General features: G+C 34.7%; 23 protein-coding genes. 11 read left to right on the forward strand and 12 right to left on the reverse strand.

Annotated elements, in window-relative coordinates; all coding sequences use genetic code 11:
• Positions 1–3: 3 nt before the first annotated feature.
• Positions 4–447 carry a nucleoside deaminase gene (locus FQU23_RS02390; RefSeq protein WP_147672424.1) on the reverse strand — a complete coding sequence of 148 codons (444 nt, stop codon included), beginning with the start codon at positions 445–447 and terminating at the stop codon, positions 4–6.
• Between the two features lie 122 nt (positions 448–569).
• On the opposite strand from FQU23_RS02390, the gene FQU23_RS02395 reads away from it, so the two are divergent.
• Together FQU23_RS02395 and FQU23_RS02400 are read left to right on the forward strand one after the other, a co-directional pair.
• Positions 570–2,351 (forward strand): 1-deoxy-D-xylulose-5-phosphate synthase, encoded by a 1,782-nt coding sequence (locus FQU23_RS02395; RefSeq protein ID WP_147672425.1) that lies wholly within the window; start codon positions 570–572, stop codon positions 2,349–2,351.
• A 39-nt stretch (positions 2,352–2,390) separates the two neighbouring features.
• A complete protein-coding gene (locus FQU23_RS02400; RefSeq protein ID WP_147672426.1) occupies positions 2,391–3,359 on the forward strand; it encodes a DUF3078 domain-containing protein in 969 nt (322 codons plus the stop codon).
• A gap of 5 nt (positions 3,360–3,364) precedes the next feature.
• Here the strand turns inward: FQU23_RS02400 and FQU23_RS02405 are convergent, their stop codons facing one another.
• Positions 3,365–4,711 (reverse strand): deoxyguanosinetriphosphate triphosphohydrolase, encoded by a 1,347-nt coding sequence (locus FQU23_RS02405; RefSeq protein ID WP_147672924.1) that lies wholly within the window; start codon positions 4,709–4,711, stop codon positions 3,365–3,367.
• 431 nt (positions 4,712–5,142) lie between these two features.
• Between FQU23_RS02405 and FQU23_RS02410 the strand changes: the two genes are divergently transcribed.
• Positions 5,143–5,811, forward strand: a complete 669-nt coding sequence (locus FQU23_RS02410; protein WP_245181058.1) for a hypothetical protein — start codon at positions 5,143–5,145, stop codon at positions 5,809–5,811.
• A gap of 73 nt (positions 5,812–5,884) precedes the next feature.
• On the opposite strand, the gene FQU23_RS02415 is transcribed toward FQU23_RS02410, so the two are convergent.
• Entirely contained in the window at positions 5,885–6,346 is a 462-nt protein-coding gene (locus FQU23_RS02415) for an Lrp/AsnC family transcriptional regulator (protein ID WP_132108788.1), read from the reverse strand.
• 154 nt (positions 6,347–6,500) lie between these two features.
• On the opposite strand from FQU23_RS02415, the gene metE reads away from it, so the two are divergent.
• Complete coding sequence (metE, locus tag FQU23_RS02420; protein WP_147672428.1) at positions 6,501–8,825, forward strand: 5-methyltetrahydropteroyltriglutamate--homocysteine S-methyltransferase; 2,325 nt, start codon at positions 6,501–6,503, stop codon at positions 8,823–8,825.
• A gap of 50 nt (positions 8,826–8,875) precedes the next feature.
• On the opposite strand, the gene FQU23_RS02425 is transcribed toward metE, so the two are convergent.
• The 5 genes from FQU23_RS02425 to FQU23_RS02445 form a co-directional block, all read right to left on the reverse strand.
• A complete protein-coding gene (locus tag FQU23_RS02425; RefSeq protein ID WP_147672429.1) occupies positions 8,876–9,376 on the reverse strand; it encodes an RDD family protein in 501 nt (166 codons plus the stop codon).
• Between the two features lie 324 nt (positions 9,377–9,700).
• Positions 9,701–12,112, reverse strand: coding sequence for a ribonucleoside-diphosphate reductase subunit alpha (locus tag FQU23_RS02430; RefSeq protein WP_147672430.1), 2,412 nt, complete (start codon positions 12,110–12,112; stop codon positions 9,701–9,703).
• Positions 12,113–12,376: 264 nt separating this feature from the next.
• Positions 12,377–13,354: a ribonucleotide-diphosphate reductase subunit beta gene (locus FQU23_RS02435; protein WP_132108796.1), complete on the reverse strand. Its 978-nt coding sequence runs from the start codon at positions 13,352–13,354 to the stop codon at positions 12,377–12,379.
• Between the two features lie 256 nt (positions 13,355–13,610).
• A complete protein-coding gene (locus tag FQU23_RS02440; RefSeq protein ID WP_147672431.1) occupies positions 13,611–14,183 on the reverse strand; it encodes a DUF3109 family protein in 573 nt (190 codons plus the stop codon).
• Positions 14,184–14,269: 86 nt separating this feature from the next.
• Positions 14,270–15,067: a hypothetical protein gene (locus FQU23_RS02445; protein WP_147672432.1), complete on the reverse strand. Its 798-nt coding sequence runs from the start codon at positions 15,065–15,067 to the stop codon at positions 14,270–14,272.
• 192 nt (positions 15,068–15,259) lie between these two features.
• On the opposite strand from FQU23_RS02445, the gene FQU23_RS02450 reads away from it, so the two are divergent.
• The 3 genes from FQU23_RS02450 to FQU23_RS02460 all read left to right on the forward strand — a co-directional run bounded on the left by FQU23_RS02450 (position 15,260) and on the right by FQU23_RS02460 (position 16,772).
• The gene (locus FQU23_RS02450) at positions 15,260–15,835 is read left to right on the forward strand and encodes a MarC family protein (protein WP_132108801.1); all 576 of its coding nucleotides are present in this window, start codon (positions 15,260–15,262) and stop codon (positions 15,833–15,835) included.
• Positions 15,836–15,960: 125 nt separating this feature from the next.
• A complete protein-coding gene (locus FQU23_RS02455) occupies positions 15,961–16,164 on the forward strand; it encodes a hypothetical protein (protein WP_132108804.1) in 204 nt (67 codons plus the stop codon).
• A 2-nt stretch (positions 16,165–16,166) separates the two neighbouring features.
• The gene (locus tag FQU23_RS02460; protein ID WP_147672433.1) at positions 16,167–16,772 is read left to right on the forward strand and encodes an FAD-dependent oxidoreductase; all 606 of its coding nucleotides are present in this window, start codon (positions 16,167–16,169) and stop codon (positions 16,770–16,772) included.
• A gap of 108 nt (positions 16,773–16,880) precedes the next feature.
• Here the strand turns inward: FQU23_RS02460 and FQU23_RS02465 are convergent, their stop codons facing one another.
• The 3 genes from FQU23_RS02465 to FQU23_RS02475 are packed head-to-tail and all read right to left on the reverse strand — an operon-like array spanning position 16,881 to position 19,479.
• A complete protein-coding gene (locus tag FQU23_RS02465) occupies positions 16,881–18,452 on the reverse strand; it encodes a S41 family peptidase (protein WP_147672434.1) in 1,572 nt (523 codons plus the stop codon).
• On the reverse strand, positions 18,453–18,884 hold the full coding sequence (locus FQU23_RS02470; protein WP_147672925.1) for a deoxycytidylate deaminase: 432 nt from the start codon (positions 18,882–18,884) through the stop codon (positions 18,453–18,455).
• Position 18,885: 1 nt separating this feature from the next.
• Positions 18,886–19,479 (reverse strand): HupE/UreJ family protein, encoded by a 594-nt coding sequence (locus FQU23_RS02475; RefSeq protein WP_147672435.1) that lies wholly within the window; start codon positions 19,477–19,479, stop codon positions 18,886–18,888.
• Positions 19,480–19,673: 194 nt separating this feature from the next.
• On the opposite strand from FQU23_RS02475, the gene FQU23_RS02480 reads away from it, so the two are divergent.
• Entirely contained in the window at positions 19,674–20,102 is a 429-nt protein-coding gene (locus FQU23_RS02480) for a TerB family tellurite resistance protein (protein WP_147672436.1), read from the forward strand.
• Between the two features lie 43 nt (positions 20,103–20,145).
• Here FQU23_RS02480 and fbp read toward each other — a convergent pair whose 3' ends face one another.
• Positions 20,146–21,165 (reverse strand): class 1 fructose-bisphosphatase, encoded by a 1,020-nt coding sequence (fbp, locus tag FQU23_RS02485; RefSeq protein ID WP_147672437.1) that lies wholly within the window; start codon positions 21,163–21,165, stop codon positions 20,146–20,148.
• 168 nt (positions 21,166–21,333) lie between these two features.
• Between fbp and FQU23_RS02490 the strand changes: the two genes are divergently transcribed.
• From FQU23_RS02490 to FQU23_RS02500, 3 genes are all read left to right on the forward strand, one after another.
• Entirely contained in the window at positions 21,334–21,816 is a 483-nt protein-coding gene (locus FQU23_RS02490) for a GNAT family N-acetyltransferase (RefSeq protein WP_147672438.1), read from the forward strand.
• Positions 21,817–21,879: 63 nt separating this feature from the next.
• Positions 21,880–23,133, forward strand: a complete 1,254-nt coding sequence (locus FQU23_RS02495) for an aspartate kinase (RefSeq protein ID WP_147672439.1) — start codon at positions 21,880–21,882, stop codon at positions 23,131–23,133.
• A gap of 89 nt (positions 23,134–23,222) precedes the next feature.
• Entirely contained in the window at positions 23,223–26,654 is a 3,432-nt protein-coding gene (locus FQU23_RS02500; protein WP_147672440.1) for a hypothetical protein, read from the forward strand.
• Positions 26,655–26,715: the final 61 nt, after the last annotated feature.

Below are 26,715 nucleotides of genomic sequence, written 5' to 3' on the forward strand. Positions count from 1 at the left end.
CAGTTATTTTCGTTTCTCAGCAAAAAAACGTTTCATTAAGTCTGCAGCTTCATCAGCCAGAACACCTCTTTTCACAACCGTTTTTGGATGTAGTTTCGTACCCATTTTTGAAAAACCGCGACTTTCATCGCTTGCCCCAAAAACAATTTTAGAAATTTGACTCCAATACAAGGCGCCGGCACACATTTGGCAAGGCTCCAGTGTGACATAAAGCGTACAATCTTTTAGGTATTTCCCACCTAGATAATTAGCCGCAGCTGTAATAGCCTGCATTTCGGCATGAGCAGTAACGTCGTTTAACAATTCTGTTAGATTATGACTTCGTGCAATTACAGTGTTATTAACAACAATTATAGCTCCCACAGGAATTTCGTCTTTTTCAAAAGCCATTTCAGCTTCCTGCAAAGCTTTCTTCATAAAATACTCGTCGGTAAAAGGGTTTATCATAGTATTTAACGTGAATTTGCAAATTTTAAAATCTTGGTGAACCTTCTTTTTTTTGTTAATCTTTGCGAAACAACTTATTTTATCGATTGTAAAAATACAATTTCAATTCGTACATTTGCTTTATGCCTGAAAATATACTTTTAAACATCAATAATCCCAATGATTTACGCCAACTTGAGCGAACTCAGCTCCCTCAGCTAGCTCAAGAATTACGCAATTTTATCATCGATGTGGTTTCTGTAAAAGAAGGACATCTCGGCGCCAGTCTTGGAGTTGTAGAGCTAACTATTGCTTTACATTATGTTTTTAATACGCCTGATGATTTATTGATTTGGGATGTAGGCCATCAGGCTTACGGACATAAAATTCTAACAGAAAGGAGAGACAATTTCCACACTAACAGACAATTAAACGGCATATCTGGTTTCCCAAAAAGAAGCGAGAGTATTTATGACGCTTTTGGCGTAGGCCATTCTTCTACTTCTATTTCTGCTGCTTTAGGAATGGCAATTGCTTCAAGGCTCAAAGGAGATTTAGACAAGCAGCATATTGCGGTAATTGGCGACGCCTCAATTGCTTCAGGGATGGCTTTTGAAGGACTAAATCATGCCGGAGTCACTGACGCAAATTTACTAGTAATCTTAAACGACAACGCTATCGGGATTGATCCAAGTGTTGGTGCTTTAAAAAACTATCTCACTGCAGTAAAAACAGGGAAAAATCCGAGGCAAAACAATATGATCAAATCCTTAAATATCGACTATTCAGGTCCTATTGACGGACATGATATTTTTGCTGTAACCAAAGAACTCAAACGTTTACAAAAGATAAAAGGACCTAAATTCCTGCATGTTATTACCACAAAAGGGAAAGGCCTAAAACAAGCAGAAGAAGATCAAGTTAAATACCATGCGCCAGGAAAATTTGATGCTACTACTGGAGAAATCCATAAAAAACTAGAAGAAAACCTTCCTCCTAAATACCAAGATGTCTTTGGTTTAACCATTTTAGATCTAGCCCGAAAAAACGAAAAAATTATAGGAATTACTCCCGCTATGCCTTCAGGAAGTTCCTTAAAATTTATGATGGAAGCTTTGCCTGAGCGTGCATTTGACGTTGGAATTGCTGAGCAGCATGCCGTTACCTTTGCTGCTGGAATGGCGACACAGGGAATGATGGTTTTTTGCAACATTTACTCCACTTTTTTACAAAGAGCCTATGACCAAGTAATTCACGATGTAGCCTTACAAAACTTGCCCGTAATCTTTTGTTTAGACAGAGCCGGACTTGTGGGCGAAGACGGAGCAACACATCACGGCGCTTTCGACCTGGCTTACCTGCGTTGTATTCCCAATATCATCATATACTCGCCACTGAATGAAATAGGACTGCAGAACATACTTTACACCGCTCAATTAGGCTTAAACCATCCGATAGCTATCCGTTATCCACGTGGACGAGGCGTACTTCCGGATTGGCAATCAAAATACTTTGGTAATTATGAAAAAATTGAAATAGGTCGAGCCAATTGCTTAAAACATGGCACTGAAATTGCGGTGTTGTCAAATGGTCCGATAGGTAAAAACGTTTCTTTGGCTTTAACCAATATAAACAATCCAAAAAATATCGCCCATTATGATTTTGCATTCGTAAAGCCCTTGGACGAAAAAAAATTACATTCTATTTTCAGCACCTTCAAAAAGATTATTACAATCGAAGACGGAGCTACAAATGGAGGTTTTGGAAGTGCAATTCTAGAGTTTGCCGCTAGAAATAATTATAATGTAAAAATACAATTATTAGGTATTGTTGATGAGTTCATAGAACATGGAACTGTTGAACAACAACAACAATATAACAATATCGACGTTAAAAGTTTAGAAATACTTTTCTCAATTGAATAATAATAATTATTTTGCATCACTAAAAACTTTGAGCCTATAATGAAATTATCTTCTTCGATCCTCCTACTTTTTATCCTACTTCTTTCTGTAAATATGAATTCCCAGAAAATCATTACGACGATAGATGTCCCTAAGAAAATAGCACCAGATTCCATTTCTAATTGGGTTAAAAAAAACAGCATCGGTTTTGATATTTCGGAAATTGCTTTTGTCAATTGGAATGCTGGAGGAAATAGTTCTATTTCTGGACTACTTAAAGGGAAGTTTAATCGTGTTTACACTACAGAAAACTACAATTGGACCAGTGAACTGATTGTACGTTATGGCTTAAATAAACAAGATGGAATCGAGTTGAGAAAATCAGAGGATGTTTTTCAGCTTAACTCAGCTTTAGGATATCGACAAGACAAATCCTCCAACTGGTTCCACACCGCTAAATTTAATTTCGCTACCCAATTCACAGATGGTTATTCGTACCCTAATAAAGATATCGCCATTTCAAGAACTTTCGCGCCCGCTTATATCTTTCTAGGAATGGGAGCAGAATATGCATCAAAAGACAAACAAAGATTACTTTACTTGTCTCCTTTTACTGGCAAAACTACAATGGTTTTAGACCAACGATTAGCCAACAAAGGTTCTTTTGGTGTTAAAAAAGCCGTTTATGATGCCGACGGAAACTTAATCATTGAAGGAGAAAAGTTAAAAATGGAACTTGGTTTTCTATTGACTGGTTTTTATAAAAAGGAAATCATGAAAAACGTCACTATGGAAAATCGACTGAGCATGTACTCAGACTATATAAATAGATTTGGTAATATTGATATTGATTATGACATGTCTATTGAACTAAAGGTAAATGCTTATGTTAAAACCAATATAGGCGTTCGCGTCATCTATGACGATGATATTAAAGCCAAAGATAATATTGACGGACAACAAGTCACTGTAGGTCCAAAAACACAATTAAAACAAGTTTTAGGTGTAGGACTCGTTTACAATTTCTAGCTTAGCTAATCCTTTTTCTTGCCGTTGATTGTTTCAAATAACTCCAATGCATTTCCGTCTGTTAGTAAAGAAACAAAATGACAGATATGCAGCAATCTTTCATATAAATCTTCTTTTTCAAATTGGTGTTTCTCCGGTAGTAATTTTAGAATTAGATTGTCATAATTAGACGCATTTCCATTATACGTATTATCGTAAGCCGTAATAAATTTATCCAACAAGGTTTGAATAATCTGGTAGCCTACTATCTCTTTCTCGATTACTTCCCGACTCTGATAGATATTATTCACGCTAATGCTAATGATATCATCCATTTGTGCTTTGTACTTACTTTTATCCGTTAAAGCAAAAGGAAATTTTCCATTTAAAATTGCTTCTTCATTTTCGATAAAAACTTTTACCGCATCATTAATTAAACTGCCAATTGCCAAAGCACGTAAATAACTGATACGGTCTTCCTTTGTAGTTAACGTTTTATATTTTGAGCTATCAATACTGTCTTTTACCAACTTAATTAGGTATTCCAAAGCAAAATCTTCCGAGACTAAACCAAGATTAATTCCGTCTTCAAAATCAATAATAGTATAGCAAATATCATCTGCAGCTTCTACTAAATAAGCAAGCGGGTGTCTTTCATAACCAATATCGCATCCAGATTTATTTGGGATTAATCCCATATCTTTTGCAGCTTCTTCAAAGAAATTTTTGTCCGTTTGAAAGAAACCGTATTTTTTATCTGCTATGTTTTTAGTTGGTTTTTTAGGCAAGCTCTCTTTTGGGTACTTCATAAAAGCCCCAAGAGTAGCGTAGGAGATTCGAAGACCACCCTCAATTCCAGGTCGACTTGCTGTCAACACTGAAAATCCATTTGCATTTCCTTCAAAATCAATTAAATCCTGCCATTGTTTTTTCGACAATTTATCTTGGTATTTTTTTCCCTTTCCAATAGAAAAATACTCCCCAATCGCTTTTTCACCCGAATGTCCAAAAGGTGGATTCCCGATGTCGTGTGCCAGCGAAGCAGCTGCTACAATAGCACCAAAATCATTCATGTGAAAGCCATGCACTTCTTTTAAATGCGGATATTTCTCAATGATCTTTTTTCCAACTAAACGCCCTAGAGAACGCCCCACCACCGAAACTTCTAAACTGTGCGTTAATCGAGTATGCACAAAATCAGTTTTAGAAAGCGGAATTACCTGTGTTTTATCCTGCAAGCTTCTAAAAGCAGCCGAGAAAATAATACGATCGTAATCTACTTCAAACCCTAAACGGGTGTCGTCTTGCTCAATACGTAATCTCTTACTTGTGTCGCCTTGGCGCTTTAGTGATAAAAGTTGTTCCCAGTTCATACTGTATTTTTCGAATTTGAATAATTGCATTATTTTTCAAAGATAAAGAAATAGAGATAACTTAAAATAGCTTTGCTGTGATTTGTGAAACGATATATGCAAACAAAATTAATATAAAGCAAGTACCTCCATTTAAATCGTGACAACCCTTTAGACGACTAGAATAACGATGAACCTAAACACCTTACTGCCATTCATAAAAAATGGCTAATGATTAAATAATACGACAACAAAGTAGCACAAAGAGCTTGACATTAATAAACCACTTCCTATCCTGTATGCGAACACATCAGAGAATATTTTCTAGAAACGACCTTATTTTAGTATTTTTGAGAGGCCTTTAAAAATAAACCAATTATAAAAAATGAAAAAAAATCCTCAAAATAGCAGGCTCTATCATTCTTATCCTAATTATCTCAATTGCTGCTTTCTTGTATTTCACAAGCAAGCCTTTGCCAGTTGGACAAGAAGGAATAAAAGCCGAAGCACTTACTGATAAAATCCAGGCAGCAATCAATCAAAAAGCATGGGATTCTACCGCTGCAATTGCTTTTACGTTTATGGGAAATCACCATTATCTTTGGGACAAAAAACGCAACTTAGTTCAAGTGCAATGGGGTGATAAAAAAGTAATTTATAACAACCAAACTTTAGAAGGCGTTGCTTTTGAAAACGAGAAAAAACTAACCAAAGCTGACAAAATAGACGCGATAAAAACCGCTAATAACTACTTCAACAATGATTCTTTTTGGCTTATTGCTCCTTTCAAATTACGTGATTCAGGCACTACTCGAAGTATTGTCATGCAAGAAAACGAAGAAGCACTGATGGTTACTTACGCTTCTGGCGGCAGTACACCGGGCGATTCGTATGTTTGGTTAGTGGATGAAAATTATATCCCAAAAGCATGGAGAATGTGGGTTAGCATTATTCCAGTAGGCGGCATTGAAACCAGTTGGGAAGATTGGAAAACATTCCCAAACAATCTAAAAATTGCGACAAGTCATAAAGGTTTACTCGATTTGAAACTAACAAATGTAAAAACAGGACAATCCATTGAAGCGATTAATAATGGTGTAAATCCTTTTACAACGTTGTAATATTTACAGTAGAATACTAATTTAAAAGGAGACTCATATTGCCTCCTTTTTTTATACCTTCTTGAGTCTGTTTCTAAAAATTCAAAGCCGTACTGTGTTTAATTTCGCCCATTACAAAAATCGTTTGGGTATTTCCTATGTTTTCAATAGTTGATAACTTATTCATTACAAAGTCCTGATAACTAGCCATGTCTTTAACTAATATTTTCAACATAAAATCATAATCTCCAGCAATATTATAAGACTCAATGATTTCAGGAAGTGCCACAATGTCTTTCACAAAATTGCTTCCTACGTTGCGAGCGTGCTCTTTTAAGCGCACGTTGCAAAAAACAATCATTCCTAAATTCATTTTTTCTTTATTTAGCAAAGCAACATATTTCATAATGTAACCTTCTCTTTCCAATCTTTTTATACGTTCATAAACAGGAGTGGATGTCAAAAACAACTTGCTCGCCAAGTCTTTTATGTTAATATGTGCGTCTTCTTGAAGGTGCTTAAGGATTTGTATGTCGGTTGAATCTAAATTTTCCATAGGATAAATTACTGTTAAAGTTATTTTTTAAAACACTTCGCAAAACAAAACTCTGTCTAGCCGCGTAAACGTAGTTAATATTACTTAATTAATTAACAAATTATAGTATTAAATACTAACCAAATAACTTTGCATAGAAATAAATACTAAAAAAATGAAAACAAACAACTTAGGTTATCCAAGAATAGGCAGCAACAGAGAATTAAAAAAAGCGAGTGAACTATATTGGTCAGGCAATATTACAGCAGAGGAACTTATAGCAATTGGAAAAAACATTCGTAAAGAAAACTGGGCGATACAGAGGGAAGCTGGAATCGATTTAATTCCGTCAAACGACTTTTCTTTTTATGATCAAGTACTTGATTTATCTCTAACCCTTGGTGTTATCCCAGAGCAGTATACTGCTTTCGCCAAAGAGAATTCGGTTCTTGACCTATATTTTGCTATGGCTCGAGGCGCTCAAAAAGGAGGTCAAGATGTTGTTGCCATGGAAATGACCAAATGGTTTGATACGAATTACCATTACATCGTTCCAGAATTTACAAAAAACCAAGAATTCAGTATGTTGTCAGAAAAAATAATTGACGAGTATAAAGAAGCTAAAGTAGCGGGATATGAAACAAAACCGGTAATCATAGGCCCGGTTTCTTACTTACTTTTAGGAAAAGAAAAACAGGAAGATTTTCACCGAATTGACCTTATCGATAAATTACTCCCTATTTATTTTGACATTTTGCAAAAACTGCAAGACGAGAACGTGGCATACATTCAGTTTGACGAGCCTTTTTTAGCTTTAAACCTTTCTGATGTTGAGCGCGCAGCTTTAGTACAAACTTACACTCAAATCAACGAGAAGTTTCCTAACCTCAAAATCATACTTGCGAATTATTTTGATTGCTTTGGCGAAAATTTGACTACAGCCTTATCACTTCCCGTCCACGCTTTTCACTTAGATTTAGTGCGTTGTCCTTTGCAGTTAGACGATATTTTAGAATCCAACTTATTAGCTAAAAACACGATCCTTTCTCTAGGAGTTGTTGACGGGAGAAATATATGGAAAAATGATTTTAAAAACTCATTAACATTACTTCAGAAAGCAACTGACGCTTTAGGAACTGATCGTGTGTGGATTGCACCGTCCTGCTCTTTAATTCATTCACCCTGCGATTTGGACTTAGAAACTAATGAAGAAACGCTCACGCCTGAAATTAAGCAGTGGTTGGCTTTCGCCAAACAAAAAATAGAGGAAGTAGTAACACTTCGCAACCTTGCTGCAAATGAAATTACAGAGAATGACCAAGCCCTTTTCGAGGAAAATACCCTGGCTAATATAAATAGAAAAAAAGCGATTATAATTCATAGTGATGCTGTAAAAAACAGAGTTGCTGCGATTGTTGAGAAAGACTCTAAGAGAAATAGTCCGTTTTCCATTCGTCGTCAACAACAAATAGACGCCTTGCAACTACCATTATTTCCTACAACAACTATTGGTTCTTTTCCTCAAACTCCTGAAGTTCGAAGCTGGAGAGCTAAGTTTAAAAAAGGCGAATTGTCTCCGGTAGAATACGACGCTTTATTACAGAAAGAGACGGAGGAAACAATTCGTTTTCAAGAAGAGTCTGGAATAGATGTTTTAGTTCATGGTGAGTTCGAACGCAATGACATGGTAGAATACTTTGGAGAACAATTAGACGGATTTGCCTTTACAAAAAATGGTTGGGTGCAAAGTTATGGTAGCCGTTGCGTGAAACCACCCGTTATTTATGGCGACGTTTCTAGACTAAATCCTATGACCGTAAAATGGTCACAATTTGCACAATCATTGACTTCAAAATGGGTTAAAGGAATGCTTACTGGACCAGTGACGATCTTGCAATGGTCGTTTGTTCGTAATGATCAACCAAGATCCGTAACCTGCACGCAAATTGCATTAGCGATTCGTGATGAAGTAGTAGATCTTGAAAAAGCAGGAATTAAAATTATCCAAATTGACGAACCTGCAATTAGAGAAGGGTTGCCATTACGTAAAGAAGAATGGGCTACCTACTTAGACTGGGCGATTAGAGCCTTTAGAATCTCAGCAAGCGGCGTGAGTGATGATACACAAATCCATACACATATGTGCTATAGCGAATTTAATGACATTATTCAGAACATTGCAGACATGGATGCCGATGTAATTACAATTGAATGTTCTCGTTCCCAAATGGAATTACTAGATGCTTTTGCTGATTTCAAATATCCGAACGAAATAGGACCTGGAGTTTATGACATTCACTCACCACGTGTTCCTTCAAGTCAAGAAATGGTAGATTTATTAGAAAAAGCCGCGGCAGTTATCCCGATAGATCAATTGTGGGTAAATCCTGATTGTGGTTTAAAAACGCGCCATTGGGACGAAACTAAAAAAGCATTAATCGAAATGGTTAAAGCTGCTAAGCATATGCGAGTAGCAGTTCATAATACAGCAACTCTATAATAAAATACCATAACAAAACCCTAGTACTTCCTTCCTACTAGGGTTCTTTATTATATTGATTGTGTAAATTCTTCTTGATCATTAAAAAACCGTACGTTTTTAGCGAGTTTCTTTTTTTTGACCACATAGGTTTCCGAAAGAGTATCGTGCCAGCCACGTGGATTTGTTCCTAAAAAGGAAAAAGGCTCAAATGGAATAAACCGACAAAGACTGCGAATCACTAACATTTTAATATCGGGTTTTGTACCATCCTTATTAACCACAACCGTTTTGGTAATCAGTTGCGCGATAGTTCTCGAGAAATAAATTTCCGTTAGGCTGTAATAGAGTAGCACAATTAATGCGCTATAAAAGGCGATTTCACCATCCGAGAGATTTTCGACCCAGGCAGATACAGTAAATTCGTTTGCCACTTCAGCGATCAGAATAATTGATGTTCCTATACTCAGTATTATAATGTACAGAAATACTAAATCGAAACAAAAATTAAGAAAACGTTGACCACGACTAGCGATTAAGTCATCTGTAATTGCAAAGGAAGCATTTTTCATATTATCAGTTTTTCGTAGATACCAAAAAGAACAAACGACACATTAACCTATTCAAATATAAGGATTTAATCTTAAAATATTTATTGAAATATTCATTATTACGAGGTAGCTATTGGTCCTTAAAAACAATTTCAACAACTATATTCATAGCCCTGACTGAAGTGAAAATCGTTTTTATTTTTTCTTTAAAAATAAAAAGATTACAACGGAAATCAGGAAATAGCTCCAAATACTAAAAAAAGTAAAAAAAACAGCTACCAAAAGTGATAGCTGTTTTTAAATATTATTGAAAATATGATTACTTTATTATTTGCATTAACTTTATTAAGAACCACACATTTCACAATCGTCTGGCCCAGAATTTTTAGCTAGTTCGATCATTGCTCTGTATTCTTCGGCACTCATCTCTACCGCTGCTGGAGCCAATGCCGGAGCAGGTATAGACATTACTTCGATTGGTTCTGCTTTTTTATCGTTGTTCAATGTGAATTTAATTGCATCAACAGCCGCTTTTGTTCTCAAGTAGTACATTCCAGTTTTCAATCCAGACTGCCATGCATAAAAATGCATAGAAGTTAGTTTCGAATAATTGGCGTTTTGCATAAACAAGTTCAATGATTGCGATTGATCTACAAAATACCCACGTTGACGCGACATATCGATAATATCTTTCATCGACATTTCCCATACTGTTTTGTATAATTCTTTCAAGTTTTGAGGAATATTTAGATCTTGAACAGAACCATTATTTCTCATTAATTCTTGTTTTAAGGTTTCGTTCCACAAACCAAGTTCCACTAAATCATGCAATAAATGTTTGTTTACCACAATGAACTCCCCAGACAATACACGACGTGTGTAAATATTAGAAGTATATGGTTCGAATGCTTCGTTGTTTCCTAAAATTTGAGAAGTCGAAGCAGTAGGCATTGGCGCAACTAATAATGAGTTACGAACTCCGTGCTCCATTACTTCTTTTCTCAATGATGCCCAGTCCCAACGGCCTGATAATTCTTCATCTTTAATATTCCAAAGATTATGTTGGAATTCCCCTTGAGAGATTGGCGATCCTTTAAATGTTGAATATGGCCCTTCTACTTTTGCCATTTCCATAGAAGCGGTTACAGCAGCAAAGTATAAGGTTTCAAAAATTTCTTGATTCAACTTTTTAGCTTCATCAGATGTAAAAGGCAAACGCAACATAATAAAAGCATCTGCTAGTCCTTGTACTCCAAGACCAATTGGTCTGTGACGCATGTTAGAATTTTCAGCTTCTTTAACTGGATAGTAATTTCTATCGATAACTTTATTCAAGTTTTTCGTCACACGTTTTGTTACAGTATAAAATGCTTGGTGATCAAATTTACCGTTTTCAACAAACATTGGTAATGAAAGTGACGCAAGATTACAAACCGCTACCTCATCAGCAGAAGTGTACTCCATAATTTCAGTACACAAGTTAGACGAACGTATTGTACCTAAATTCTTTTGATTTGATTTACGGTTAGCTGCATCTTTATAAAGCATGTAAGGAGTTCCAGTCTCGATTTGAGATTCTAGAATTTTCTCCCACAATTCATGTGCTTTAATTGTTTTTCTTCCTTTTCCTGCTTTTTCATAATCAGTATACATTTTCTCAAATTCTTCACCGTACACATCATACAATCCAGGACATTCGTTTGGACACATCAACGTCCAATTCCCGTCTTCCTGAACTCTTTTCATAAACAAATCAGAAGTCCACATTGCAAAGAATAAATCTCTCGCACGCATCTCTTCTTTTCCTGTATTTTTCTTTAAGTCTAAGAAGTCAAAGATATCTGCATGCCAAGTTTCGATATAAATAGCAAAACTACCTTTACGTTTTCCTCCACCTTGATCTACGTAACGAGCTGTATCGTTAAATACTCTCAACATAGGAACAATTCCGTTAGACGTTCCGTTTGTACCACGAATGTAAGATCCTGTTGCGCGAACATTATGAATAGAAAGCCCTACTCCACCCGCTGATTGCGAGATTTTTGCCGTTTGTTTCAGTGTATCGTAAATTCCATCAATACTATCATCTTGCATCGCCAAAAGGAAACAAGAGGACATCTGAGGTTTTGGAGTTCCTGAGTTAAATAATGTAGGTGTTGCATGCGTGAAGAATTTCTTAGACATTAGGTCATAAGTTTCTAAAACTGACTCTAGGTCATCTAAGTGAATCCCAACAGAAACACGCATTAACATATGCTGTGGTCTCTCTACAATTTTCCCGTTTATCTTAAGCAAATAAGAACGTTCTAATGTTTTGAATCCGAAATAATCGTAGTTAAAATCTCTATTATAAATGATATGTGAGTCTAAAAACTCAGCATTTTCTTGAATTACTTTGTAAACATCATCAGCAATTAATGGTGCGTATTGTCCATTTCTTGGATTCACATATTCAAACATTTCGGTCATTGTTTCCGAAAATGATTTTGTTGTATTCGAATGCAAATTTGAAATTGCAATTCTCGCTGCCAACTGAGCATAATCTGGATGCGCAATAGTCATTGAAGCTGCTGTTTCGGCTGCTAAATTATCTAATTCTGACGTAGAGACCCCATCGTAAAGTCCTTCAATTACCCGCATTGCCACTTTCACAGCATCCACTAAATCATTCAAACCATAGCATAGTTTTTTAATTCTATCTGTGATTTTGTCGAACATTACTGGCTCTTTACGGCCGTCTCTTTTTACTACGTACATAATTTTTGTTGGTTTTAAAACAGAGAATCCCTTCACTGTTTTTTGTTATTTGTTAATGCTGAAATCATTTCAGGATCTGTTTTTTTTGCCATTTCCCAAATACATTGGAAGACGCTAAGGCACAAAGTTTTTTATGCCTTAGAAATATGTTTATTGCCCTTCCACGAACAATTGGAAGGCAAGAAAACTCAAAGGTTTTGTTAATCTTATTCGCTATGAAAGCCAACCTAGTCTTATTGACTAGTCACTTTTACGACAAGACCTCTAAAAGTCAGCGTCAAAAGATATTTTCTGAGCATCGCCATCAGTATTCATAACTCCTGATTTTTGGTATTCCGCTACTTTCTTTTCGAAGAAATTAGTTTTTCCTTGAAGCGAAATCATATCCATAAAATCAAATGGATTTGTAGTGTTATATTCTCTGTTACATCCCAATTCAACTAATAATCGATCTGCAACAAATTCTAAATATTGTGTCATTAATACAGCATTCATTCCTATTAAACTTACTGGAAGTGATTCTGTAATAAATTCTCTTTCTATATTTAAAGCATCTACGATAATGCTTCTAATTCTTTCTTTTGGAACTTTGTTTACCAAGTGATGGTTGTGTAAATGCACTGCAAAATCACAGTGAACACCTTCGTCACGAGAAATCAATTCATTAGAAAATGTCAATCCTGGCATTAAACCACGTTTCTTTAACCAATAAATAGAACAAAATGCTCCTGAAAAGAAAATGCCTTCCACGGCTGCAAAAGCAATTAAACGCTCAGCAAATGAATCAGACTCTATCCATTGTAGTGCCCAGTCTGCTTTTTTCTTAATAGCAGGAAAAACTTCCAATGCATTAAACAAATCATCTTTCTCCGCTTCGTCTTTTACATAAGTATCGATCAATAATGAATAGGTTTCACTATGAATATTTTCCATCATAATTTGGAAACCATAGAAAAATTTAGCTTCAGCATATTGTACTTCATTCACAAAATTCTCAGCCAAGTTTTCATTTACAATTCCATCAGAAGCAGCAAAAAATGCAAGAATATGTTTGATGAAATATCTTTCATCATCATTCAATTTATTATTCCAGTCATTTAAATCCTGAGATAAATCAATTTCCTCTGCAGTCCAAAAACTAGCTTCCATTGATTTGTAAAACTCCCAAATATCATGATGTTTGATAGGAAAAATTACGAAACGATTTTTATTCTCTTGTAAAATTGGCTCTAGTTGTGTCATTGTGAGGGTTTATTTTTTATGCGTTTAATAAAATTTATTGCTTTTTGATCTTTACAAAGATTGTGAAATATTGCGGTAATAAAAAGCCAAACTTATCCACAATCCGCCCTAGTTTTTAACAAAGGACTGAAATACAAATAATTTTTAGATTTTCTATAAAGTACTGTTATTGATACGATTACAATAATCAAAAACCCCTAAAGTACCGTGAAATATAGGATTTAGAAAAACAGAAAAAAACGAAAAAAGTAGATTTCTATTTTTGGTTTTTTAAGTCTTGTGCAACCTGCTCTAGCTCTAAGTACCAGTCTTCACCAAACCTTCTAATTAAAGCTTCTTTAACAAATTTGTAAACCGGAACTTCAAGCTCTTGACCTAAAGAACAGGCTGCGTCACAAATATCCCACTTATCATAATTGACGGCAGCAAATTCAGTGAAGTCTTTTACACGAACTGGATAAAGATGACAGGAAACAGGTTTTTTCCAATCAATTATTCCTTGATTGTAAGCTTGCTCAATTCCGCACAAAGCAGTTTTACCATCAAAGATTACATAAGCACAATCTTTATCATCAATCAAGGGCGTTTCAAGTTCACCATCTACACCTTTTGTCCAAGTTCCTTGCGCTTCAATAGCTGCAATTCCCTCCTTGCGTAAAAAAGGTTTTACTTTTGGATATATAGATTCGAGGATTTTAGTTTCCTCAAGACTTAATGGCGCTCCAGCGTCGCCGTCTACACAGCAAGCGCCTTTACAAGCGGTCAAATTGCAAACAAAATCTTTTTCGAGCAAGTCTTCTGAGACGATGGTTTTTCCTAGTTGAAACATTCTGCAAAGGTATTCAAAGAAATTCAAAAAAGCACATTAGCAAATCATAAATTCGAAAACAAAAACGGAACAGATTGAAAACCAAACTACATAAATACATAATCTGATTTATTAAATGCATTTCGTTTCTCGACTAAACTAACACACTTCATCGTGGTAACTGCCCCTTTATTTTTTAAATCTTTCATGCTCATAGTCATCATCAACGGTGCATCGGCTGCTTTAAAATAATTTTTCAACGCATTGGGATTCGTTTGCTTTTGTTGCGCTCTAAATAAATCCGAGAAACTCACTTTAGCTTCATTGGTATAATAAAATACCATTTCATAATCTTCGCTGTTAGCTTGAATTCCCTTACACCTATAACCCATTATTACCTTACTAAGAAGAGCTTTATATGAAAACTCCTTGTTTTCATTTTCTGTTATTTCAGAATAATCAGGCATTTTAGCGGCCATTGCCATCTTTCCTTTTTCCTCACTAAAGGCAGTAATCATAAAGTTGTTTTTACTATCAATAACCATAAATACACCTCCCGCTTCTCTCATTTTGAAACCAAAATACTCCGACCTGGGCTCCAACAAATAATCCACAATCATCGGTTTTTCATTCTCCGCTTGAATTTCTAATGAATATTTCCAACTGAACGGATAAGATTTTGGAATCAATGTAGCATCAATCTTATTTTTCCCATGAACCATTGACATCATACTAGCATTCATAGCCGCCTCATTATCTTTCGTCGAAATAGAATCTTCCAGAACAGCTTTTGAAACTATTTTATCTTGGACTTTCTTGGACAACTTTCTTAAAATTTGCCCTTCTACTGTAGTTACAAAAAACAACGAGAGCACTATACTAAAAACACGAAATATCTGTCTCATCGCAATCTATTTAAAATCATAATCAAATTTAAAGATTGATTTTCAGATAGTTAATCATTATTCAAAAGAAAACGGCTATTCTGCTTTTATTATAAAAAAGACTAATTTACCACTATATAAACTATTAAACGCCAACATAGTAATCAACCAAAGTAAATTCAATACTTTTGCAGAAAATTAACAAGCAAAGTTATGCAATTAGATATAAGAGAGATAGCTACTGTTGGAATGGTATTATTTGCCGTAATTGATATTATAGGATCTATTCCTATAATTATTGATTTGAAGTCTAAATTTGGAATCATTGAATCAGAAAAGGCTTCTATTGTAGCAGCTGTCATTATGATTGTTTTCTTATTTGCGGGTGAGGAACTTTTAAAATTGATTGGTATTGATGTCAATTCGTTTGCCGTTGCTGGATCTTTTGTTTTATTCTTCTTAGCATTAGAAATGATACTGGGAATTCGTATTTATCGTGATGAAGAAGCTAGCTCTGCTTCCATTGTTCCACTTGCATTCCCATTAATTGCTGGAGCAGGAACGATGACCACTTTACTTTCCTTAAAATCTCAATTCCATACTATAAATATCATTATAGCGATCCTATTAAACATTCTTATCGTGTATTTAGTTCTAAAATCATCTTCCAAAATCGAAAGAATGCTAGGTCAAAACGGTCTGGGCGTTGTTAGAAAAACTTTTGGAGTTGTTCTGCTGGCGATCGCTGTTAAATTATTCGCTGCTAATGTTAAAGGTTTGTTTCTCTAATATTTTTTTTTATAAATTTACTCCCTAATATAGCCTGTAAATATAATCTGATTTAATTGGAATATATTTTAATTTAAAATGCTCCTTAAATCTTTTATAACAAATCTGGCTAAAAAACCCATATTATGAAAATTTTTACTAACGTATTAGTATTTCTAGCAGTAGCGCTTATTATTTTCAACATTACATTGCTAGATTTTAGTCAACCGTTTCAAGGAGACAGTATGGTAGCAACTATTGGAATTGGAGCTGCTTTTTGCGCTGTGTTAATTCTTGTTATTTTTAGAATGTCTAAAAAAATAGAAGAAAAAATGAACGACAATCGATAGTTATGTTTGACGTTTTACTTATTGGCGGTGGTGTTTCAGGAATGTCATGTGCTCTAGTTTTAGGCTCTGCAAAAAACAAAAAATTTGCAAGTAATAAAGAAATTGGAATTTTTACCCATCAAAAATCATCATCACTCCAGGAAGCTATTTTCAATAACGCATACGGAATTCCTGCCGGAACTTTGGGCTCAAATTTATTAGTTCAAAGTACTGAACAACTTTCCCATCTTTATCCTCACATTACTCAACTAGCTGATGAAAAAGTATTAAGAATTGAAGGAAACTCCCCAGACTTTACTATTACCACAAATAAAAATACCTATAAAACAAAAGCTATTGTTGTCGCTATTGGCGCAGCAAACACTTTTTCTATTGAAGGATTGATGCAGTTTGTAGAGCCCCATCAAAAATCAATACCCGAAAAACAAAGAATACAATTGCGCAATATTGATCATAAAGTCGCTGAAGGTATTTATGCCGCAGGAACTCTTGCCGGCTGGAGAAGCCAACTCACTATTGCAGCTGGGAGCGGCGCCTCAGTAGCCACAGATATTCTTACACTTTGGAATAACGGAACTCAGACACATGTGCACGACAGCATTAGATAAATCCCTTTATTTATTCGAAAACAATAGAAGTCCCCTCTTTTTTTCGAAAACTAATTAGCTTTATTTTTTTGTAAAAATAACGACTAATCTTTTTATCAGGAAGTCAATTTACTTTTTAAGTACCGCCTTAACCATCGCATCTTCTTTTAAAACAATTTCATAATAGCTGCTTTCTCCATACAATTGACGGGCAAATTCAGCGGCGAGATAACGCTTTACAATGGCTTTACTTTTTGACAAATTTAAATCTAGGCCATTTTTAAAAAGGTATTTTTGGAAGGTGCTAAAATACAAATCAGTTTTACCCATTTTATTTTCAAATTGCGTAAAAGAGAGGCCTTTAAAATCAATTCTATTTTTGTCTAATTGTTCAAAAACAAAATTCACCACAAATCCAGATTTCATTAAATACACGGTGTTTTCATTACCATGCTCTACTTCGAGAGGAACGAAAATATCAGGAACGATTCCACCGCCGCCGTACACAATTTTTCCTTTGGGTGTTTTAAATTTTAAACTATCAGCTATTTTAATGCTGTCTTTCTCATATAATTCACCGTTCTGGAAACGAATTTCAGACTCTTTAAAATACTCTTCATTTCCTTTAACGTATGGTTTTTGTATCGATCTTCCCGTGGGTGTGTAATATCTCGCGACCGTCATACGAACTGCAGAACCATCTTCAAAATCTATTTCGCGCTGTACTAACCCTTTCCCGAAAGAACGGCGCCCAACGATGATACCTCTATCATTATCTTGAATCGCTCCTGCCAGAATTTCACTCGCCGAAGCACTATTTTCATTTTGCAAAACAAAGACTTTTCCACTTTCAAAATCACCTTTTTTGGTTGCGTAGGTTTTTTTAATATTGCCTTTTTTATTTTTAGTAAAAACAATTAACTGCTTGTCTTTTAACACTTCATCTGCGATCTCGATTGCTTCTTCCATATATCCACCTCCATTATCACGGAGATCGATTACAAGCGTTTTCGCTCCTTGATTTTTTATTTTTGCCAGGCCGCTTTTAAATTCTGCAAAAGTTGTTTCTGCAAAGCGATTGATTTTTATATATCCTGTACTATCATTTAAAAGAACTGCTGCATCGACACTTTTTAGTGGAACAACTCCACGTTTAATTTTGAGTTTTATTTGTTTTCCAGCAGATTTTCGATAAATAGTAAGTTCTACTACAGAACCCTGCTCCCCTTTTAACTTAGAGAAAAGGCTATCGCTAGGTAAATTACGTCCAAATAATTTTGTTTTGTCGGCATATAGAATTCGATCTCCTGCCTTTACTCCTGCCTTGGCCGAAGGACCATTTTCGATAGGTCTAATGATTGCGACAGAATCTTTATACATATAAAAATTTACGCCAATTCCCACAAAATCACCTTTCATGTTTTCTGCAACCTGAGCTTGTTCACTTGGCGGAATATAAACAGAGTGTGGATCTAACTGACTTAGAATATTGTCAACCGTAATGTTTACAATAGAATCTGTATTTACATTATCTACATATTCATTATCTATAAAATCAATGAGTTTATTGATTTTAGTTTTGGAGCTATTTTCTATCAAAAAATGATCTCCGTTAAAAGTATTTAACCAGCCACCAATAATAATCCCTAGCGCTAGAGTTGCACCAATGATTATTGGCAGATATTTAACTTCATTTTTCATTTATTCTTCTAATATCGAAATATGCTCTACGATTACGCCTGCTTTCATCAAAAACTGAATCCCTGAATCATCACGGTAACCTTTATGATACACGACTCTAGTTATCCCAGATTGATGTATCAATTTACTGCATTCTTTACACGGAGACAAGGTAATATATAAAGTAGAACCTTCACAGGACTGTGTCGATCGTGCTACTTTTAATATCGCATTTGCTTCAGCATGCAAGACATCCCATTTCGTAATTCCTTCATCATCCTCACAACAGTTTTCAAAACCGCTAGGAGTTCCATTATAACCATCTGAAATTATCATTCGGTCACGAACGATTATGGCTCCTACTTGTTTGCGCTTGCAATACGATAAACTTCCCCATTCAGTAGCTATTCTCAAGTAAGCCTTATCGTATTTATTCAGTTTTTTTGCTTCCATTTTATCTAATCCAAATTTCATTTTCAATTATCATTGGCAATACTACTCCAATTATAAATGCTGACATTACCAAGGTCCAATCCCTTTTAGAAAATCTAAAAACCGTTTGAACAAAATACGACAGCATCAAAACTATAAAAACGACAATAATTTGTGCTGCTTCAATTCCTAAGGCAAATTCGCCCAAAGGCAATAATTTTGATGTCGTGCTACCACCAAGGATAGCCTTAAAATAATTAGAAAATCCTAATCCATGAATAATTCCGAAAAAAAGCGTGACAAAAAATATCAGATTCAAGCCATCTTTTTTGCTTGTTTTTCCAGCAGTAAATAGGTTATAGAAAGCAGTAATTAATATAGTGATAGGAATCAACAATTCCACGACATTTGCCTTAATTACAATAATTTCTAATACAGAAAGTAATAACGCTACTGTGTGTCCTATTGTAAAAAGCGTTACTAGAACTACAATTCTCTGCCAATCTTTAAAAGAAAACGGAACAGCCAAAGCCATTAAAAACAAAACATGATCGTAAGCGTTGATATCCAAAACGTGTTTCAATCCTATTTGGAAATAAATCAAAAATTCTGACATAGGTATTCTTATTATTGTTGATTAAGGGATTGTAAACTTACGATTTATTTTGAAAATGGTGGAATCCAAAACTTAAAACCTATGTTTATATTTCGATAAATAAACCCAATTATGATAAAATAAAATTTAAAACGAAATTAAATTAATAGTTTAAAATTTGATTTATATTTGTAACATAAAAAACACAATTAATTATGTCATTTTCAGATTTATTTGATAGCGAATTCAAACAAAGAAACAAAGGTCACTTTTCTTCTATTGTGAGATTAGCGTTAGCCGATGGGGTTTTTGCCCCTGAAGAAAAAGAGTTTTTAGACAAATTAGCCATTAGGCTAGAAATTTCTTCTGCAGAATACGAAGAGATTTTAGAAAACCCTTCAAAATACCCAATCAATCCTCCATACTTAAATTCAATGAGACTGGAGCGTTTGTACGACTTAGCTAGAATAGTGCGGGTTGACCACGTTTTAGGAGACAACCAAGAAGTTATGTTGAAAAAACTTTCATTAGGAATTGGTTTTACTCCAGAAAACGTAGACCTAGTTGTAGCTAATGCACTTTTATTAGTTGATAAGAATGTAGATAGTGATGATTTCGTTTCAGAAATGGAAAAACACCTTTAAAATATAAAGAGCCCTAATAATTTTAGGGCTCTTATTTATTATTTTAGTACTTACTTAGTTTCGCTTGGTGCATAAACTCCTCTGCTTTCTCTACCATATTATAGCTTCCACAGAAAAAAGGAACTCTTTCATGAAGTTCTTTAGGCTGTAATTCCATTATTCTATTGAATCCATCTGATGCTTTTCCGCCTGCTTGCTCTACAATGAAAGCCATTGGATTACATTCGTACAACAAACGCAATTTCCCTTTCGGCGCTTTAGAGCTTGTTGGATAAATATAGATTCCGCCTTTGATCATATTTCTATGAATGTCAGAAACTAGACTTCCTATATAACGGGATGTGTACGGTCTATCTCCTTCTTCTAATTGGCAGTATTTAATGTAATCTTTAACCCCTTGTGGAAAATGAACATAATTACCTTCATTGATGGAATATATATTTCCATCTTCAGAAAACTGCATATTAGGATGTGATAAATAAAATGTTCCAATTGCAGGGTTTAATGTAAAGCCATTTACACCATGCCCAGTTGTATAAACAATCATGGTAGAAGTTCCATAAATGACGTAGCCAGCAGCAACTTGACTCGTACCTGGTTGTAAAAAGTCCTCTAAAGTTACAGGTGAACCTATTGGCGTTACTCTTCTATAAACAGAAAAAATAGTGCCTACAGATACGTTTACATCTATATTTGATGATCCGTCGAGTGGATCCATTAATACAACGTATTTATTATTGTGGCTATTATCACTCCCTTCAACAGTAATAAAATCATCATTTTCTTCAGATGCTATTCCACATACAATTTCACGATTTATTAATGTTTGAATAAAAACTTCATTGGCATAAACATCGAGTTTCTGCTGGTCTTCCCCTTGAATATTTTGTTCTCCGGCCGCTCCCACTATATCAACAAGCCCCGCTTTATTCACTTTGTAGTTGACTACCTTAGCAGCTAATCGAATCGAATTTATAATTCTGGATAATTCACCTGACGAATATTGAAAGGCATTTTGGTTTTCAATGATAAATTCCCCTAAGGTCTTGTTGCGTTCTTTCATTACGAAATCGTTGTAGTTAATTTGAAGTCACAAATATCGTTTTTTTTGTGAAAATGAATTGAATAAAATTTACTTAGTTTATCAGTATTGTATATTTGCTCATAAAACAGCTAAATTATAGGTTGAAAAAGCTTTATTTTAAGTTTTTAACTTTTAAAACACGAATTTATGATTATTAGAAAAGGAATCCCAGAAGACATGACCGCCGTTCTCGCATTAATTCAAGAATTAGCTGATTTCGAAAAGGAACCTGATGCCGTTTTAGTAACTGTTGATGATTTAGTTCGAGATGGTTTTGGTGCTAATCCCTTATTTAATGTTTTTGTAGCTGAAGTTGAATCGGAAGTTGTAGGTATTGCTTTGTATTATTATCGCTACTCTACTTGGAAGGGAAAAATAATACATCTAGAAGACCTAGTTGTAAAAGATAAAATGCGTGGCACAGGAGTTGGTTATGCTTTATATTCTGAAATTATCAAACAAGGAAAAAGAGATAATGTACGAAGAATTGACTGGCATGTACTAGACTGGAATACACCAGCGATCGATTTTTACGAAAAATCAGGAGCTTCAGTTTATAAAAACTGGTATTTGGCACAAATGGATGAAGAAGCAATCAACGATTTTGTTGACAATAAATTAAGAAAATAAGGTTAAAAATTAAAGGTTGGAATTTATAATGTTGGAATTTATAATGTTGGAATTTTTATTATTATGAGAGTATTCAAATTTGGAGGTGCATCCGTAAAAGATGCTGAGGGAATTAAAAATGTGTATGACGTTTTACAAAAGGTAGGTTATGAGGATGTTTTATTGGTAGTTTCTGCAATGGGAAAAACCACTAATGCCCTCGAAGTAGTGATAAAAGACTATTTTGAGAAGTCCTCAGCTCTAAAATCCTCAGTTCAAGAAGTAAAAAAGTACCACAATCAAGTCCTTTTAGATTTGTTCGAAGATGATAAAAACCCAGTTTTCAAAGCTGTACAAGCACATTTTGTTGAACTAGAATATTTTTTATCACATAACAAATCCCCTAATTATGATTTTGTTTATGACCAAGTTGTGAGCTATGGAGAGTTGATTTCGACAACTATTCTTGCTCATTTCATGAATCATATGGGGATAAAAACAGAATGGATTGATGTTAGAAACTTCATCAAAACCGATTCTAACTATAGAGATGCAACAGTAGATTGGGATCTTACCCACAAGAACATTTCGAAAAACGTAAAAAGAAAAATGTTGAATATTACCCAAGGATTCCTGGGTTCCAATGAAAACAATTTTACAACAACATTAGGACGTGAAGGATCAGATTATACAGCGGCAATTTTCGCTTACTGTTTAAATGCTGAAAGTGTAACCATCTGGAAAGACGTCCCTGGAGTGATGAATGCTGATCCGCGTTACTTTGAAAATGCTAGTTTGCTGAACCAAATTTCGTATCGTGAAGCTATTGAATTAGCGTTTTATGGAGCAACAGTGATCCACCCAAAAACTTTACAACCTCTACAAAAAAAGGAAATTCCTTTGTATGTAAAATCTTTTATAAATCCTTTACTAAAAGGAACAAGCGTTTCAAAAGGCGTGAATCTAGAGCCCTATTTACCGTGCTTCATCGTTAAAAGAAACCAGTTGTTGATTTCACTTTCTTCTATCGATTTTTCATTTATCATGGAAGAGAACATCAGCGAGATATTTTCTTTATTCCATCAATTTAAACTAAAGGTGAATTTAATTCAAAATACTGCAATTAGCTTCTCTGTATGCGTCGAAGATAAATTTGATAATTTCAACGAACTAAATGCTATTTTATCTAAGAAATTCAAAGTCGATTATACACCAGACGTAACTTTATACACCATTAGGCATTTTAACGATTCGGCTGCACAAACGGTGGAACAAGGTAAAAAAGTAGTTTTAAAACAGATTAGTACTGAAACAATGCAAATTGTAACTGTCGAGTAAGAGTTTAATTCTCGTTGCCTGCTTTAAAACACCATTGCTCATAGTTATATAGAATACACTACTTTTGAACTATAGAAGTTATTCTCTTTATGGCACAAAAAGTATTGGTTTTGCTAATGATTATTTGTTTTTCTGGGCTATATGCCCAGGAAAACAATTCATTATACACAACCAAGAAAATTCCAGTTTCCAGAGACACTATTCGCCTTGAAAATGAAAGCCTAAATACTTCTTTTTTTAAATTGCTTGACGCCAATAGCAGAGCGATAGACAGCACTTTATATACAATAGATTTTCTAAAAGGAACTTTACTCTTAAAAAAAAAGCTTCTACTTGCATCTGATTCTATAACGGTACAGTACTTGAAATTCCCTGATTTTTTAACCAAGGAATACCGTATCTACGATCCTAGCAAGGTAGTTAGCAACGATATAAATTCGGATAAATTATATCAAGTAAACACGAAATCTACTGAGAAAAACATCCCTTTTGATGGCTTGACTACTTCAGGAAGCATTACCCGCGGAGTAACCATAGGTAATAACCAAAATACGGTTCTAAATTCAAATTTAGATTTGCAAATCACAGGAAAATTATCAGATAAGGTTAGTTTGCGAGCCTCATTGCAAGACAGTAATATTCCGTTACAAGACGGCGGCTATTCACAGAAACTAGACCAGTTTGACAACATTTTCATGGAACTTTTCAGCGATAAATGGGCTATACGAGCAGGAGATCTCTTTCTAGAAAACCACAGCAGCCAGTTTTTAAACTTTAATAAAAAGGTTCAGGGGCTTTCCGCAAATTTTGATTTTGGAACACCGAAAAATAAAACGAATGTTTTTGCCTCCGTAGCATTAGTTAAAGGACAATATGCCAAAAGTAATTTCACTGGAGTCGAAGGAAGCCAAGGACCCTATAAATTAAAAGGTCAAAATGGCGAATTATATGTACTTGTAATCTCTGGCTCAGAACGCGTTTACGTAAACGGATTGCTATTAGAAAGAGGCGAGAATAATGATTACACTATCGACTACAATGCTGGCGAAATCACATTCACTCCCTTGTTTACCATAACTTCAGAAATGCGTATCGCTATTGAATACCAATATTCCGATCGGAATTATACGCGATTTGTGACTTATGCGGGTGCAACGCATCAAAATGAAAAATGGACTTTTGGAAGTTATATCTATTCTGAAAATGACATTAAAAACCAACCTTTACAGCAAAACCTTACTAAAGATCAAGCGCAAATTCTTATTGACGCTGGAGATAATCAAGAGTTGATGGTCGCTCCATCAGCTTATCCAGATTCTTTCTCTGACAATAAAGTGCTTTATCGAAAAATGATCCTAAATGCCGCTGAAATTTTCGAATATTCAAATGACTCTCAGGAAGAGTTATTCAATGTAAGATTTAGTTTAGTAGGACCTAACAAAGGAAATTACATCTTGAAAAATGCAGCCAGTATCAGTAGAATTTACGAATACATTGAACCAATAAATGCTATTCCGCAAGGAAATTATGCTCCTACAATCCAGCTTGTGGCCCCTACTAAAATTCAAGTGGCTACGCTTTTAGGAAAGTATTCTCCATCAGAGAAAACGGCTGTTGATTTTGAAATCGCGGTTAGTAATAACGATGCTAATCTTTTTTCGGCTATTGACGATTCAAATAATCAAGGAATAAGTACAAAAATAAATGCTCAACAAAGGTTGTATTCGAAAAAATGGATCGTCGATGCTTTTGCTAATTATCAATTTACGCAAAAAGAATTCAGAACCGTCGAACGGCTTTACACCATTGAATTTGATAGGGATTGGAATTTGGGAACAACAGTATTTGGCAATCAAAGTCTATTGGTTTCAGGCTTGAATTTTAACCTAAATCCCAACTATAATCTTATTAACAAGGGAATCTTAAAATACCAATTTGAAAAACTAGATTTCTCTGAAAGCTTTTCCGGAAACAGACATATTCTAAACGGGTATTTTAATTTAAAAAACTGGAGTTTTAAAAATCAGGGAAGTTATTTAAAAAGCGACAGCGCACTCAGCTCTTCGAATTTTATTAGAAATCAATCTCAAATTCGGTTTCACTTTGATAAAAATTGGATTGGAAGCAGCCAACGTTATGAAGACAACCAAGAAAAAAACAAAGAAACAAATCAATTTTCGAATCTAAGTCAGCGCTTTTCTGAATATGGATTGTTTGCAGGTCGAGGTGATAGCACAAAGGTTTATGTTGAACTAGGTTTGTTAAGACGAAGCAATGACAGTATTCAAAATGGCGTATTGCAAAGGGTAAATAATTCTCAAACTTACTATTTGAAATCAAAATTACTTCAGACGGCAAAAAGTGATTTGTCGGTTTATACTAATTATCGGGTATTGGATTTTGAGGATGCTTCGAAGCGAAAAGAGCCTTCGCTGAATTCGAGAATCGTATATAACGACCGTTTTTTCAATCAGCTGATTCAAGGAACAACAGCTTATGAAACCAATTCTGGGACTCTACCGCAGCAGGAATTTACTTATCTCGAAGTGCCCACGGGACAGGGCATTTACACTTGGAATGATTACAATGCAAACGGAATTCAGGAACTCCAGGAATTTGAAGTGGCGCCATTTATTGATCAGGCGAAATATATTAGAGTATATTTACCAAATCGAGTTTATATAAAAACGCATCAGACAAAATTCTCGCAATCGATTATTTTGAATCCAACTCAATGGCAAAACGAAACCGGATTTAAAAAATTTAGTTCGTTTTTTTACAATCAAACTTCTTTTATTATTGATAGAAAAACAAAAAATGAAGGCGGCAATTTCGAGCTGAATCCTTTTAATTCCTCACAAGAAAATGTATTGGGATTGAATTCTAGTTTTAGAAATAGTTTGTTTTACAACAGAGGAAAACAAAAGCACTCCGTCACCTACACTTATATAGAAAATCAAACGAAAAATTTACTTTCCATAGGATCACAGGAGACCACAAATAGCTCAAATCAGTTCCAATATTCTCATATGCATAAGAAAATTTGGTTGTTTGGCGCTTCCGCAAAAACGATTCAAACAGCTATAATCTCCGAAAATTTTCCAGAAAATAATTACACAATCTCAGGTTATCAGCTGGCGCCAAAAATCAGTTACCTATTTTCGAAAAACACCAGTTGGGATGTTTTTTACGAATTGCAAAACAAAGAAAACCAAATTGGGGATTTCGAAAAATTACTTCAAAACCGTCTTGGAACTTCCTTTTCATACGCTGGCGAGAATAAAATCACAATGAATGGTGAGGTTTCCTTTTATCAGAATAAATATATTGGTAATGAATTTTCTGCCGTTGGATTTCAAATGTTGGAAGGTTTACAAACGGGTCAGAACATCACTTGGAGATTGCTGTTGCAAAAAAACATTACCCAATTCCTAGACATTAATTTTAATTATCAAGGTAGAAAAAGCGAAACAAGTCAAGCCATTCATACTGGCAATGTACAATTGAGAGCTTATTTTTAATTCGAATACTAATTTCAAAGTATTGATACTGCAGCGTATCTCTTTTCAAAAGGGTAGTTTG

Origin of the sequence: Flavobacterium sp. XN-5 (genome assembly GCF_008033395.2) — a bacterium.
Taxonomy (GTDB): domain Bacteria; phylum Bacteroidota; class Bacteroidia; order Flavobacteriales; family Flavobacteriaceae; genus Flavobacterium; species Flavobacterium hiemivividum.

Bases quoted from the DNA above. Each gene is read 5' to 3' on its own strand.
- FQU23_RS02495 (WP_147672439.1), top strand. From the start codon at position 21,880: ATGAGAGTATTCAAATTTGGAGGTGCATCCGTAAAAGATGCTGAGGGA.
- FQU23_RS02465 (WP_147672434.1), bottom strand. From the start codon at position 18,452: ATGAAAAATGAAGTTAAATATCTGCCAATAATCATTGGTGCAACTCTA.
- FQU23_RS02445 (WP_147672432.1), bottom strand. From the start codon at position 15,067: ATGAGACAGATATTTCGTGTTTTTAGTATAGTGCTCTCGTTGTTTTTT.
- FQU23_RS02430 (WP_147672430.1), bottom strand. From the start codon at position 12,112: ATGTACGTAGTAAAAAGAGACGGCCGTAAAGAGCCAGTAATGTTCGAC.
- FQU23_RS02395 (WP_147672425.1), top strand. From the start codon at position 570: ATGCCTGAAAATATACTTTTAAACATCAATAATCCCAATGATTTACGC.
- fbp (WP_147672437.1), bottom strand. From the start codon at position 21,165: ATGAAAGAACGCAACAAGACCTTAGGGGAATTTATCATTGAAAACCAA.
- FQU23_RS02425 (WP_147672429.1), bottom strand. From the start codon at position 9,376: ATGAAAAATGCTTCCTTTGCAATTACAGATGACTTAATCGCTAGTCGT.
- FQU23_RS02480 (WP_147672436.1), top strand. From the start codon at position 19,674: ATGTCATTTTCAGATTTATTTGATAGCGAATTCAAACAAAGAAACAAA.
- FQU23_RS02470 (WP_147672925.1), bottom strand. From the start codon at position 18,884: ATGGAAGCAAAAAAACTGAATAAATACGATAAGGCTTACTTGAGAATA.
- FQU23_RS02415 (WP_132108788.1), bottom strand. From the start codon at position 6,346: ATGGAAAATTTAGATTCAACCGACATACAAATCCTTAAGCACCTTCAA.
- FQU23_RS02475 (WP_147672435.1), bottom strand. From the start codon at position 19,479: ATGTCAGAATTTTTGATTTATTTCCAAATAGGATTGAAACACGTTTTG.
- FQU23_RS02500 (WP_147672440.1), top strand. From the start codon at position 23,223: ATGGCACAAAAAGTATTGGTTTTGCTAATGATTATTTGTTTTTCTGGG.
- FQU23_RS02390 (WP_147672424.1), bottom strand. From the start codon at position 447: ATGATAAACCCTTTTACCGACGAGTATTTTATGAAGAAAGCTTTGCAG.
- FQU23_RS02440 (WP_147672431.1), bottom strand. From the start codon at position 14,183: ATGTTTCAACTAGGAAAAACCATCGTCTCAGAAGACTTGCTCGAAAAA.
- FQU23_RS02450 (WP_132108801.1), top strand. From the start codon at position 15,260: ATGCAATTAGATATAAGAGAGATAGCTACTGTTGGAATGGTATTATTT.
- FQU23_RS02455 (WP_132108804.1), top strand. From the start codon at position 15,961: ATGAAAATTTTTACTAACGTATTAGTATTTCTAGCAGTAGCGCTTATT.
- FQU23_RS02400 (WP_147672426.1), top strand. From the start codon at position 2,391: ATGAAATTATCTTCTTCGATCCTCCTACTTTTTATCCTACTTCTTTCT.
- FQU23_RS02460 (WP_147672433.1), top strand. From the start codon at position 16,167: ATGTTTGACGTTTTACTTATTGGCGGTGGTGTTTCAGGAATGTCATGT.
- FQU23_RS02435 (WP_132108796.1), bottom strand. From the start codon at position 13,354: ATGACACAACTAGAGCCAATTTTACAAGAGAATAAAAATCGTTTCGTA.
- FQU23_RS02405 (WP_147672924.1), bottom strand. From the start codon at position 4,711: ATGAACTGGGAACAACTTTTATCACTAAAGCGCCAAGGCGACACAAGT.
- FQU23_RS02490 (WP_147672438.1), top strand. From the start codon at position 21,334: ATGATTATTAGAAAAGGAATCCCAGAAGACATGACCGCCGTTCTCGCA.
- metE (WP_147672428.1), top strand. From the start codon at position 6,501: ATGAAAACAAACAACTTAGGTTATCCAAGAATAGGCAGCAACAGAGAA.